The 12,196-nt window shown below is 41.4% G+C and carries 12 protein-coding genes and 1 pseudogene; 9 read left to right on the forward strand and 4 right to left on the reverse strand.

What is annotated here, in order from left to right; genetic code table 11:
- Window positions 1–7: 7 nt before the first annotated feature.
- Window positions 8–1,000 (reverse strand): M23 family metallopeptidase, encoded by a 993-nt coding sequence (locus L1765_RS00145; RefSeq protein WP_236403048.1) that lies wholly within the window; start codon window positions 998–1,000, stop codon window positions 8–10.
- Window positions 1,001–1,309: 309 nt separating this feature from the next.
- Between L1765_RS00145 and L1765_RS00150 the strand changes: the two are divergent.
- A pseudogene (locus L1765_RS00150) lies at window positions 1,310–1,504 on the forward strand (hypothetical protein); the annotation flags it as partial.
- Between the two features lie 62 nt (window positions 1,505–1,566).
- On the forward strand, window positions 1,567–2,040 hold the full coding sequence (gene larC2, locus L1765_RS00155; protein ID WP_236403049.1) for a nickel pincer cofactor biosynthesis protein LarC2: 474 nt from the start codon (window positions 1,567–1,569) through the stop codon (window positions 2,038–2,040).
- Here the strand turns inward: larC2 and larC are convergent.
- The 3 genes from larC to larE all read right to left on the reverse strand — a co-directional run bounded on the left by larC (window position 2,008) and on the right by larE (window position 4,348).
- The gene (larC, locus tag L1765_RS00160; protein ID WP_236403050.1) at window positions 2,008–2,739 is read right to left on the reverse strand and encodes a nickel pincer cofactor biosynthesis protein LarC; all 732 of its coding nucleotides are present in this window, start codon (window positions 2,737–2,739) and stop codon (window positions 2,008–2,010) included. The two genes, larC2 and larC, sit on opposite strands and share 33 nt — an antisense overlap.
- 120 nt (window positions 2,740–2,859) lie before the next feature.
- On the reverse strand, window positions 2,860–3,537 hold the full coding sequence (gene larB, locus L1765_RS00165; protein ID WP_329609968.1) for a nickel pincer cofactor biosynthesis protein LarB: 678 nt from the start codon (window positions 3,535–3,537) through the stop codon (window positions 2,860–2,862).
- Window positions 3,527–4,348: an ATP-dependent sacrificial sulfur transferase LarE gene (larE, locus tag L1765_RS00170; RefSeq protein WP_268928590.1), complete on the reverse strand. Its 822-nt coding sequence runs from the start codon at window positions 4,346–4,348 to the stop codon at window positions 3,527–3,529. The genes larB and larE overlap by 11 nt, the downstream gene beginning before the upstream one ends.
- Window positions 4,349–4,669: 321 nt before the next feature.
- Between larE and L1765_RS00175 the strand changes: the two genes are divergently transcribed.
- Genes L1765_RS00175 through dgoD form a run of 7 tightly spaced genes read left to right on the forward strand, consistent with a single transcriptional unit; the run spans window position 4,670 to window position 12,181 of the window.
- Window positions 4,670–5,716, forward strand: coding sequence for a TRAP transporter substrate-binding protein (locus L1765_RS00175; protein WP_236403052.1), 1,047 nt, complete (start codon window positions 4,670–4,672; stop codon window positions 5,714–5,716).
- Window positions 5,717–5,764: 48 nt separating this feature from the next.
- Entirely contained in the window at window positions 5,765–6,316 is a 552-nt protein-coding gene (locus tag L1765_RS00180) for a TRAP transporter small permease (protein WP_236403053.1), read from the forward strand.
- 3 nt (window positions 6,317–6,319) lie between these two features.
- On the forward strand, window positions 6,320–7,597 hold the full coding sequence (locus tag L1765_RS00185; protein WP_236403055.1) for a TRAP transporter large permease: 1,278 nt from the start codon (window positions 6,320–6,322) through the stop codon (window positions 7,595–7,597).
- Between the two features lie 25 nt (window positions 7,598–7,622).
- Window positions 7,623–8,642, forward strand: coding sequence for a C-terminal binding protein (locus L1765_RS00190; RefSeq protein WP_236403057.1), 1,020 nt, complete (start codon window positions 7,623–7,625; stop codon window positions 8,640–8,642).
- Between the two features lie 30 nt (window positions 8,643–8,672).
- Window positions 8,673–9,728 carry a TRAP transporter substrate-binding protein gene (locus L1765_RS00195; RefSeq protein WP_236403058.1) on the forward strand — a complete coding sequence of 352 codons (1,056 nt, stop codon included), beginning with the start codon at window positions 8,673–8,675 and terminating at the stop codon, window positions 9,726–9,728.
- 42 nt (window positions 9,729–9,770) lie between these two features.
- Window positions 9,771–11,021: a nickel pincer cofactor-dependent isomerase, group 22 gene (locus L1765_RS00200; RefSeq protein WP_236403059.1), complete on the forward strand. Its 1,251-nt coding sequence runs from the start codon at window positions 9,771–9,773 to the stop codon at window positions 11,019–11,021.
- Between the two features lie 11 nt (window positions 11,022–11,032).
- Window positions 11,033–12,181, forward strand: coding sequence for a galactonate dehydratase (gene dgoD / locus L1765_RS00205; protein ID WP_236403060.1), 1,149 nt, complete (start codon window positions 11,033–11,035; stop codon window positions 12,179–12,181).
- The last annotated feature ends 15 nt before the right edge of the window (window positions 12,182–12,196 follow it).

A 12,196-nucleotide genomic window follows, 5' to 3' on the forward strand; every position in this document is an offset into this window, starting at 1 on the left:
CAGTGGGCTATTTTCGCTGTCTCTCCCATTTTCTTAAGTAAGGATAGGGATCAAAGGCCCACTCTGTTCTTCCGTTGTCTATATACATGCCGAAATGAAGATGGGGAGGGAATTTTCCCTGGGTGCCCGGTTTTCCGTAACCGGAGCTTCCTACATAACCGATAATTTGGCCAGGTTCAACAATATCTCCGATTCGCATGCTTTTCTCAAAGCCTGCCAAGTGGGCGTAATAATAATAAATATTATCTAATCCGCGAATTCCGACTCGCCATCCTCCGTAGATATTCCATCCCATCACTTCCACATATCCGTAGCAGACGCTTTTAACCGGAGTTCCATATGATGCAAAAATATCGGTTCCTTCATGCATGCGTCGTCCTCCCCAACCCCTGGCATCTCCCCAGGTGCTTCGATAGCTGTACTGTAGTCCCTTGGATATGGGGAAGGATTGTTTGGTTAAGAAAATAGTATCAAATTTTTGATAAATTTTTGCAAACTGTGAAATTTGTTCCACCGTTTTTTCTCTTTTATAATATTCCCAAAGAGCGATCCGGATATCCTCTTCTTTAAACCCGTAGCTGCTTAGATATTGAGTCATGGTAAATAAAACATCGAGATCATTTTTTGGGTCTGCCAATCCATCTCCATTCCCGTCTAAGCCCATCCCATTAAAAAATTGGATGGATTTCGGTTCCACATCATTGGGATTTGGATTTAAAAATCCTGTCCATTTTGAAGGAGGAATATAGATCGCGATAAGTCCTTCTTTAACTGGGATATCTTTTCTTACCTTTGCTATACTTCTTTCATATTGGTCAATGGCTGCCAAATAGTACCAAGGAATGCCAAATAGACTTTCCATTTTTTCAAAAAGGTATTGCCGTTCTCCATAGGGGTCTTCAATTTTTTCCCCAAAGGCATGGAGTGGAGTGAAAGTGAAGGATAGGATGAAGACAAGCAAAATCAGAGTGATATTTTGGTTGATGCGTATTTTTTTCATCGTTTGCCGACAGGAGACGCCTATCCTCTTTAAGTGGGCGAGGAATGGTGGCGTAGTTCGGTATCTAGTATGGGAATGATTAGAACGACAATTTCCTGTCGTCCTCCTTTCTAAAATATTTCCTCTTCACTTTAGAAAGTGGTATAATTTTCCTAGTGAAAAGGAGGTGAAAGCGTGGAAACGATTACGGCAAAAATTAAAGTTATACCAAACTTGTGATGGTTGTAATTTTGTTTCTGAAATCGTGTTTAGAACGAAAAACTTCGTGCAAAGAAAATTGCACGATGAAACATATAGGGATTTGCGATTACGGAAAAAGCGAATCGCAACAAGAAAAAAGCAAATTTTACTTGTAGAACGTGTGGTTATACTTCCAATAATGATCGAATTGGAGCCATGAATCTGTATCGTAAGGGAATCGAGTACCTTCGTGCAGGGACCGTAAACTTCATTGTTGAAAATACCCAAATGTTTTTGAGGGCTCCGATAGTTTCGCATCTATAGTTTTTAACTGGAGAAACAGCTTCATGCATTAGAATTTATAGGAAACGAGGGGAACAATGGCGATGAATCATTATTGTGAACATGATGATCATGAAATGATGAAAATTGAAGTGAATCTGGATGATATGAATCCCGAATGGCTGGGGATAGTAATGGAGAAATTGTTTTGTGCAGGGGCAAATGATGTTTATTATTCGTCTATCTATATGAAAAAGAGTCGACCTGCTGTTTTGCTTCATATTCTGGTTCATCGGGACAAATTGGAAAAAATGATGGAAATCGTTTTTGAGGAAACCACCACATTCGGATTAAGATATTATCCGGTTTCCTGTTATCGGCTGGGAAGGAGTTGGATAACGGTTGATACAAAATGGGGAGAACCGGTGAGGATAAAGATTGGAATTTTCCGGGAGAAGACCGTACAGTTTTCCCCCGAATATGAGGACTGTGCCAAAATTGCAAGAGAGAAGGGAATTCCCCTGAAAGAAGTGTATCGGGAAGCGTTACGATTGGCAGAATCCGAGAATTGCCCTTAAAACATTGGGTTGATCAGGAAAGTCTTTTGTTCCTGCACCATATCCGATATGTTCAACAACCATGGGAACCAAGGGTCCCGATGATTTACTTAATCCGGCAATGATTCCAGCCCCCGTAGGTGTGGTCATCTCCCCCTGGATGGATGAGGGAGAAAGGGGTATCCCTTTAAGAATTTCCAGGGTCGCCGGGGCCGGTACCGGATATGTTCCATGGGCACATTCAACGAACCCTCCTCCGACGGGAATCGGGGAAGAGTAAATTTCGCTGATGTTTAATTGCTCCAATGCCAAAGCAAATCCCACAATATCTACGATAGAGTCAACAGCCCCCACTTCATGAAAATGCACCTTCTCAACGGTTGTATGATGGATTTTTGCTTCTGCCACCGCAATGGGGCGGAAGATAGAAATGGCCCATTCCTTCACCTGATCGCTGTAATGAGCCTCTTTAATCATGGTTTCAATTTGATGATAATGACGATGGGATTTGGAAGGAATGTTTTCATCTGTTTTAACGGTTAAATGGAGGGCGGTTACGCCCCGTTTCAATACACGTTCCCAATGGAGGGAAAAAGGCTCAATTGGCAATTGTTTTAAGTCCTTCTCCAACTGATGGGGATCTGCTCCGGCGTCAACGAGGGCTGCCAGGGCCATGTTTCCACTAATTCCTGAGAAACAATCAAGATATAAGACTGACATAATTCACATCCTTTACAATTTTTTACACCACTTACCTAATTATACATGCAGACGTATAAATTCCTTTGTTCCAATCTTAGTGGCGGTTAGCCATGGGATAAAAATGATGTCCAGCGTAATTCATGATGAATACTTGTTATGGAGAATCCGCGCAGCAAAGCTTCCTCCTCCGTAGCCGTTATCAATATTAACAACGGCAATACCAGGTGCACAGGAATTAAGCATAGTAAGCAGTGGGGCCAGTCCGGAAAAATGAGCCCCATATCCAATGCTGGTAGGTACAGCAACGATGGGCTTATCCACTAATCCACCAACCACACTTGGCAAGGCTCCTTCCATACCTGCTACCACGACGATGGCATCTGCTTCACGAATAGGATCAATATGAGTAAAGAGGCGATGAATTCCAGCTACTCCCACATCGTAGAAACGTTGGACGGTACAACCCATTACCTCTGCGGTAACCGCCGCTTCTTCCGCCACAGGAAGGTCTGAAGTACCGGCACAGACAACGGCGATATATCCCTTAACGTGGGGATTAGGTAGCGGTTCTTTGGACCAATATAAAATGTTTGCAATTTCATGATAATGGACATCGAGATGGATATCCTTTACGGCATCCGCCATTTCCCGGGTAATTCGGGTAGCCAGTACTCTGCTTTCTTTATTCTTTAATGAATGGAAAATCTTCACAAGTTGATCAGCTGTTTTTCCTTGTCCGAAAATGACTTCAGGAAATCCTGTCCGTTTTTTTCTTCCTAAATCCAATTTAGCAAATCCCAGGTCCTCAATGTTCATTTTTAACGGCTCCTCGCAACACTTCATTCATACTTCCGGCGCGATAACCGCAAAGATCTAAAGTCACATAGGAGAACCCCAATTTCTTCAAATTTTGGTCAATCGTTTCCCGGTATTGTAATACTTTTTCCATGTCCTGAGGAAGAACCTCCAGCCGGGCAATCTTTTCATGATGTCTTACTCGGATCTGATGGAAGCCAAGCTGCAGGAGAAAGTTTTCGGCTTCATCCAATTGATTGATCTTTGATTGGGTGATTCGGGTTCCATATGGAATTCGTGAAGATAAACAGGCAAAAGACGGTTTATTCCAGGTAGGAAGCCCCATCTCTTTAGAAAGCATGCGTATTTCTTTTTTAAACAAATTGGCTTCTTGAAGGGGACTTCGTATTCCTAATGATCGGGTCGCTTTAAGTCCGGGACGGTAATCACCCATATCATCCATGTTGGAGCCGTCACAGATGTATGGATATCCCAATTTTTTCGCTATATCAATTAGTGTATGATACAGTCCGCTTTTACAATGGAAGCATCGGTCAGGATTATTTCTTACGAAATTTTCATTGGTAAGTTCTTCAATCTGGACCGATTGATGAGAAACCCCCAATTGATTCGCGAGGGTAACAGCTGCCTGAAATTCCCTTTGCGGAAATGTTTCTGAAGAAGCGGTAACTGCTAACACTTGATCGCCCAAGATTTCTTTGGATTTGGCAACAAGAAAGGTGCTATCTACGCCTCCGGAGAAAGCGATTAAAATCTTGCCCATATCCCGTATAATCTCTTCTAATTTTTTATTTTTTTCAACAAGTGACATCAAAATCCTCTCCCAAATTTGAATTTAACCGATGGCTTTCTTATCTACATAGTATATAATGCTATCGAAAAAACTTCTACAAATAACAACAATCATAATATTAAAAATAAACCTTAATGAAATATTCGAAAAAAAACAAAAAAATGAATTGACACCGTTTTCAATATCGATTAACATATTTATAAGTTAAAAATTTTAGAACTTAGTTTTATAATATAAAACATGTATCGGTTCTAGTTGTTTTAGTTTAATTTTTGTCACATATATAAAACGATGTTTTATATTATAAAACAAGTAAAAAGTTTAGTAAGGGGGCTCTATATGAAAGTGAAAAAAGGGTTATGGGTATTATCAGGTCTTGTATTGATGTCGTTCTTGTTTTTAGCTGGATGTGGAAGCAAAGAAGCAGAAAACAGTACTAGTAGTGAAAATCCTACAGAAGCAAAAACTTATACGATCAAGGTAGCCAATTATTTTGCAACAGATCACCCGCAAAATATTGCACTAAGAGAAAAGTTTAAGCCGATGGTAGAAGAGATGTCTGGCGGTACATTAAAGGTGCAAATTTATGACAATAGCAAATTGGGAGCAGAAAAAGAATTTTATGATGGTGTTCGTAACGGAACCATCGAAATGGGTATTCCGGGGATGATCATGCAGTCGGATATTCCTAAATTGGCGGTTGGTGAATGGCCGTTTCTCTTTAAAGATTACGAACATGTGAAAAAAGTGCTGAATGGGCCAATCGGTGAAGAATTAACGGAAGATTTGGAAAAGGTCCATGGAGTAAAGGCCCTTGCCTGGAGTGCCAATGGGTTTAGAATGTTTTCCAGCAACAGAACACTTGCTAGCATAGAGGATTTTAAGGGGTTACGTTTACGGATGCCCAATATTCCTAACTACATAAAGTTAGGGCAATTACTGGGTGCCAATGTAACTCCACTCCCCTTCTCTGAGGTTTTTACTGCACTAGAACAAAAGGTGGTCGATGGCCAGGATAATCCGATTGCAACCTTAAAGGCTTCGGGATGGTATGAAGTTCAAACCGATGTTCTTGAATCCCGTCATATGTTTAGTCCGAACCTTTATATTATCAATTTAAATTTCTGGAACAAGCTGACACCTGAACAGCAAAATGTGATCCAGGAAGCAGCAAAGGCATCTGCCAGCTATGAATGGGAACTAATGGAAAAAAGTTATGAGGATGATAAAAAATTCTTAGAGGAAAAGGGAATTAAATTCACTCCTGTAGATGATAAATATCGCGCCGATTTAGAGGCGGCAGTTCAACCTCTCTATGATGAAATTTATCAGACATATCCTTGGGCAAAGGATATTGTAGAAAGGATTAAGGCTGAAGCAAAGTAAAAAATGGGGGCTTGAACAGGCCCCCATTAAAAACAAGGGGGAGACAGAGTGAAAAAGACATCAAAAGTTCTTTCTGGTTTCGTTAATATTCTAATTGCCGTCTCCTTGGCGTCCATGTCTATTCTTGTATTTGGGAACGTTGTACTTCGATATGTCTTCAATTCAGGGATTACTTGGTCAGAGGAAATGTCCCGTTTTTTATTTGTATGGATGGTTTTTTTAGGAGCAATTGCAGCGCTAAAAGAAAATATGCACTTAGGGGTTGATGTTTTTGTAAAGCTTCTGCCTGAGAAGTGGAGAAAGCTTTTATTTGTCATTAGTAATTTAATGGTGTTGTATGTTTTATGGCTTGTTCTAGATGGCAGTTGGAAGATGACCATTTTAAATATGGCAAGTAAAGCGCCTGCAACTGGCCTCCCTCTCTCCTTTGTTTATGGGATTGGAATTTTGATGAGTATTGCAATGGCCATGATCATTCTAAAGAATGTGTACAAGGCTTTTTTTGGGGAAATAAAGGGAACAGATCTTTCTTTATCACCGGATATTTCCCAGGACATCATTCCTGCAGAACAAGAAGAACAAAAGAAGGGAGGGGCATAACAGATGATGCTGGCAGTTTTTTTAGGGTCATTATTCGCAGCATTGGCAATAGGGATCCCCATTGCTTTTGCCTTAATGTTAAGCGGTGTTGCCTTAATGTTTTTTATGGATATATTTGATAGTCAAATTGTTGCTCAAAATCTGATTAATGGTGCGAATAATTTCCCTTTGATGGCAATTCCTTTCTTTATTCTTGCAGGGGAATTGATGAATGCTGGGGGGATATCAAAAAGAATTGTTAATTTTTCCATGTCTTTGGTAGGGCATATCCGTGGTGGATTGGGGTATGTTGCCATAATTGCAAGCGTGTTATTTTCTGGACTATCGGGTTCAGCAGTCGCAGATACAGCAGCCTTAGGCGCTATTCTTATTCCGATGATGGTGGCTCGCGGGTATAATAAAAATCTTTCGACGGGCGTTATTGTTTCTGCGGGTATCATTGCTCCGGTTATTCCCCCTAGTATACCGATGATTATCTTTGGAGTGGTAAGCGGTGTGTCTATCACTCAATTGTTTATGGGTGGAATTGTCCCTGGAATACTTTTGGCCATTGGACTAATCGTTGTATGGTCATTTATTGCTCGCCGGGATCATAGTGAATTGCCTAAGAGAAAAAGTGTGAAAGAAATCTTAACTGCTACTAAAGAGGCAAGCTGGGCATTGTTTCTTCCGGTAATTATTATCGGCGGATTGCGTGGCGGAGTGTTTACTCCTACTGAAGCAGCCGTTGTTGCAGCTTTTTACGCATTGTTTGTGGCTGTTGTTGTTTATCGAGAAATCAAAATCAAAGATATTTATGAATGCTTAATATCCTCTGGAAAGATGACCAGCGTCGTGATGTTTGTAGCCTCCGCGGCTATGGTATCAGCTTGGCTAATCACAGTTGCCAATGTTCCTGATGATATGGCAGGGCTATTAGGGGGATTGGTTGAGAACCCTGTTCTTTTAATGGTAGTGATCAATATCTTGCTATTAGCCGTTGGAGTAGTAATGGATCTTACTCCTGCCATTCTGATTTTTACACCTGTGCTTTTACCGATCGTAAAAATGGCAGGAATTGATCCTGTATACTTTGGCATCGTGATGATTATTAACCTCTGTATCGGATTAATTACTCCGCCGGTAGGAACCGTGTTATATGTGGGATGCGGGATTAGCAGAATTGGAATGGTGGACATCGTTAAGGGAGTTTGGCCGTTCCTCATCGTACAAGTCATTATTCTATACTTGCTTATATTTTTCCCTAGCATTATTACGGTACCGTTGCAATGGTTTACTTAAAATTTAACAGCGTGGAGGGTCAGAAGTGGCTAAGTGGAAAGTAGTCGTTAGTGATTGGGAATATGCGGATTTGCGTTATGAAGAAAAAGTTTTGCACCATAAAGACATTCAACTGGTTCCGGCACAATGCCGGACAGAAGAGGAAGTGATTGCTGCCTGTAAAGATGCGGATGCCATCATTAATCAATATGCTCCAATTACTCGCAAAGTGCTAGAATCCCTTGAGAAGTGCAGGGTGATCACTCGTTATGGAGTAGGAGTGAATACAATTGATCTCAATGCAGCAACGGAAAAAGGGATTTGTGTAGCCAATGTTCCGGACTACTGTAAAGATGAAGTGGCTGACCATGCATTAGCTTTGTTAATGGCTTGTACACGAAAAATAGTGAAATGCAATCATCATGTTAAAAGCGGAGTTTGGGACTTTAAAATATCCCAGCCAATCTATCGTCTAAGGGGAAGAACTATAGGATTGGTTGGCTTTGGGATGATTCCGCAGTCATTAAGCGAGAAAGTTAAGCCCCTAGGCTTAAATGTCATCGTTTTTGATCCTTATATACCGGAGGAGGTAGTACAAGAAAAGGGAGCTAGACTGGTATCTTTAGATGAATTGTGTCAGCAAGCAGATATCATTTCTGTTCACGCTCCCCTCACTGAGTCAACCAGAGGCATGATTGGAAGAAGGCAGTTTGATTTGATGAAAAAGGGTACTTTTATCATTAACACTTCGAGAGGTCCTGTTATAGATGAGGGTGCATTGATTGAAGCATTGGAGAATAAAAAGATTGCTGGAGCGGGTTTAGATGTAGTGGAAACCGAACCGATTCAATCGAACAATCCTTTACTTACTTTTGAGAATGTAATTCTTACTCCCCATGTTGCATGGTACTCAGAAGAGTCTGCAAAGGAAATGCGCTCCAAAGCAGCCATGGGAGTTGTCGATGTGCTGTTGCACGGAGAGTATCCCAAATATTTAGTGAATCAAAAAGTGAAGGAGATCGTTCATCTTTCCTCCAATCAACCAGAACGCTATTTTTCACTGTAGTTAAATAAAAAAATTAGGAGGCTGATTTTTATGAAAAAATGGGTTAAAGCATTATCGATGGGACTTATTGTTCTTTCCCTCATTGTCCTTGCAGGATGTGGCAGTGGCGGTAAAAGTACTGAAACCTCTTCTGAAAAAGCTGCATCTGGAATTGAGGAGCGTGTGATTAAAGCAGGGATTGGATTAAATGAAGATCATCCACAAGGGCAAGGATTAAAGAAGTTTGCTGAATTGGTTGCCGAAAAAAGCGGTGGTAAGCTTAAGGTTCAAAATTACTACTCTGCACAGCTTGGTGATGACCAAAAAATGATTGAAGCCCTTCAGGGCGGATTACAGGAGATTACCATCCCGTCCACTTCACCAATGGTAGGGATGATTAAAGAGTTTGGTATTTTTGACTTCCCGTTTGTTTTTAATAATGAAGAAGAAGCAGATTATGTTCTCGATGGTCCTGTGGGACAAAAAATTCTTGAAAAATTACCTGAGTTCGGTTTGATCGGACTCACTTACTGGGAGAATGGGTTCCGTAATTTAACCAACAGTAAGCGTCCTGTTGCTACAGCTGAAGATTTTCAAGGGTTAAAAATTCGCACCATGCAGAATAAAGTTCATTTGGAAGCCTTTGCTGCATTAGGTGCTAATCCGACACCAATGCCCTTCTCTGAAGTTTTTACCGCATTGGAGAGCAAGACAGTAGATGGGCAGGAAAATCCCTTTGCAACCATTGAGTCCAATAAGTTTTATGAAGTTCAACCGTATCTGAGTTTAACGAATCATGTATACACACCTTTCGTTTTCTTGGTCAGCAAAAAGTTCTGGGATCAACTCTCAGAAGAAGAACAAAAAATCTTAAGGGATTCGGCAATAGAAGCTGGTAAGTACCAGCGTGAACTAAACCGTAAAGTAAATGGGGAAGCACTTGAACGATTGAAGTCTTACGGAATGAAGGTAAATGAGGTTAGCCCTGAGGAAAAAGAAAAAATGAATGAAATCATTAAGCCGGTTATTGATAAGTTTGCAAAGGAAATTGGTGAAGACTTGGTCAATGAACTTTATTCTGAAGTTAAAAAAGCGAGAAATAAATAATCAGTTTCTTTATTGTTTTTCAGCTTGATGAGGAGGATAATCATGCAAATCATTGAGGAATTACTTCAAGATATCCCGCTTCCCAATATGGTGAAAGTGAAACAAAAATTCCCTGCTCCGGAAATTATGGATGTTGAAAAAGCAGTACATGAGGCGATTCAAGATGCTGGAGTATTATCCCGCATTTCTACTGGTGACCGGGTTGCTATTGCTGTGGGGAGCCGTGGAGTTGCTGATATTCCTATTCTTACAAGAGAACTTGTACATGCTGTAAAATCCGTTGGCGGGAATCCCTTCATCGTTCCTGCCATGGGAAGTCATGGTGGTGCAACGGCCCAGGGACAAATTGAGGTTCTGGAACAATTGGGTGTAACAGAGTCTTTTGTTGAAGCTCCTATCCTCTCAAGCATGGATGTGGTGGAAGTGGGAAGGCTGCCTAACGGCCTTCCCGTTTATACCGACAAATACGCTTATGAAGCGGATAAGGTGATTGTGATTAATCGCATCAAACCCCATACTGCTTTTAGAGGACGGGTGGAAAGCGGTTTAATGAAAATGATTACCATTGGGCTAGGTAAGCAGAAAGGGGCAGAAGCAGCTCATGCATATAGTTTTAAATACATGGCGGAACATGTTCCGGAGATGGCAAAAATCACTTTATCGAAGGTTCCGATTATTTTCGGATTAGGAACGATTGAGAATGCCTATGATCGCCCAGCCAAAATTGTGGCAGTTCCGGCCGAAAAATTTGAACAAGTGGAACCTGAACTGCTTCTTGAAGCAAAACGGCTCATGCCGCGAATATTGTTTGATCCCATTGATGTTTTAATTGTAGATGAAATTGGAAAGGACATTTCAGGGGATGGAATGGACCCAAATATCACGGGGCGATACGCAACTCCATATGCCAGCGGGGGACCAGAGGTAACTCGAATCGTTGTGCTTGGTCTCACAGAGAAAACCCATGGAAATGCAAATGGAATTGGTTTAGCAGATATCACAACCAAAAAAGTATTTCAACAGATTGAGTGGGAAAAAGGATATGCCAACGCCTTAACAAGTACGGTTGTAGGCACAGTTAAAGTTCCGATGTTTATGGAGACAGAAGAATTAGCTGTGAAGGCAGCCATTAAAACCTGCAATACCTTTGATATGAATAAAGTACGGGTGGTCCGTATACAAAATACCCTCCATTTGAAGGAGATCTGGATTTCAGAAAGTCTGCTTTCTGAGGGAACAAATAGAGAAGATATAGAAATCTTGTCTGAACCTGCTCCAATTCAATTGAGATAGGAGGGAGCCTCATGAAAATAACCCAATTAAATCTATACAAAGTACAGCCCCGCTGGTTGTTTTTAAAGATTGAAACAGATCAGGGAATTTCCGGTTGGGGTGAACCCGTTGTTGAAGGAAGGGCGGGTACAGTGGAAGCCTGTGTGAGAGAGTTAAGCGATTATTTGATCGGAAAAGACCCCTTGCGGATCGAAGATCACTGGCAAGTTCTTTATCGAGGCGGCTTTTATCGCGGAGGGCCCATCTTAATGAGCGCGATCTCCGGGATTGAGCAGGCTTTATGGGATATCAAAGGAAAATACTACAACCTTCCTGTATATGAAATGCTGGGAGGTGCTGCTAGGGATAAAATTCGGGTTTACTCATGGATAGGCGGGGATCGGCCAAGTGATGTAGCCCATGCAGCCAAGGATAAGGTAGATGCTGGATTCACTGCTGTCAAAATGAATGGAACTGAAGAATTAAACTATATCGATACGACTAGAAAAGTTGATGAAGTGATTGAAAGAATTGCAATGGTGAGAGGGGCTGTGGGCAAGGATGTAGGTATTGGTATTGATTTTCATGGTCGGGTACATAAAGCAATGGCCAAGATTCTGGTGAAGGAATTGGAACCTTACCGTCCCATGTTTATCGAGGAGCCCGTATTACCGGAAAATAATGAGGCACTTCAGGAAATTGCCAGACATACAGTCATCCCCATAGCAACCGGGGAAAGACAATATTCCCGTTGGGGTTTTAAACAGCTGTTAATGGATGGATATGTTGATATTATCCAACCGGATTTATCCCATGCAGGTGGCATTTTAGAGGTGAAAAAGATTGCCGCCATGGCCGAAGCCTTTGATATCGCAGTAGCTCCCCATTGCCCTCTTGGGCCCATTGCTTTAGCCTCTTCACTGCAATTGGATGCCTGTACCCCAAATGCAATTATTCAGGAGCAAAGCCTGGGTATTCATTATAATCAGGGAACTGATCTGTTGGACTATCTAGCGGATCCAACGGTTTTTGAATATACGGATGGGTTTGTCAAAATTCCAAATGGGCCTGGATTAGGTATCCAAATCAATGAAGAAAAGGTGAAAGAAGCAGCAAAGATCGGACACGATTGGAAAAATCCGGTTTGGAGAAATGAAGATGGCACAGTAGCGGAATGGTAAGTATTAGTGAAGATG

This window comes from Microaerobacter geothermalis (assembly GCF_021608135.1).
GTDB lineage: Bacteria > Bacillota > Bacilli > DSM-22679 > DSM-22679 > Microaerobacter > Microaerobacter geothermalis.

Excerpts from the sequence above, each read along its gene's own strand:
- L1765_RS00145 (WP_236403048.1), bottom strand. The coding sequence starts at position 1,000 with ATGAAAAAAATACGCATCAACCAAAATATCACTCTGATTTTGCTTGTC.
- dgoD (WP_236403060.1), top strand. The coding sequence starts at position 11,033 with ATGAAAATAACCCAATTAAATCTATACAAAGTACAGCCCCGCTGGTTG.
- larE (WP_268928590.1), bottom strand. The coding sequence starts at position 4,348 with ATGTCACTTGTTGAAAAAAATAAAAAATTAGAAGAGATTATACGGGAT.
- larC2 (WP_236403049.1), top strand. The coding sequence starts at position 1,567 with ATGAATCATTATTGTGAACATGATGATCATGAAATGATGAAAATTGAA.
- L1765_RS00200 (WP_236403059.1), top strand. The coding sequence starts at position 9,771 with ATGCAAATCATTGAGGAATTACTTCAAGATATCCCGCTTCCCAATATG.
- L1765_RS00185 (WP_236403055.1), top strand. The coding sequence starts at position 6,320 with ATGATGCTGGCAGTTTTTTTAGGGTCATTATTCGCAGCATTGGCAATA.
- larC (WP_236403050.1), bottom strand. The coding sequence starts at position 2,739 with ATGTCAGTCTTATATCTTGATTGTTTCTCAGGAATTAGTGGAAACATG.
- larB (WP_329609968.1), bottom strand. The coding sequence starts at position 3,537 with ATGAACATTGAGGACCTGGGATTTGCTAAATTGGATTTAGGAAGAAAA.
- L1765_RS00175 (WP_236403052.1), top strand. The coding sequence starts at position 4,670 with ATGAAAGTGAAAAAAGGGTTATGGGTATTATCAGGTCTTGTATTGATG.
- L1765_RS00195 (WP_236403058.1), top strand. The coding sequence starts at position 8,673 with ATGAAAAAATGGGTTAAAGCATTATCGATGGGACTTATTGTTCTTTCC.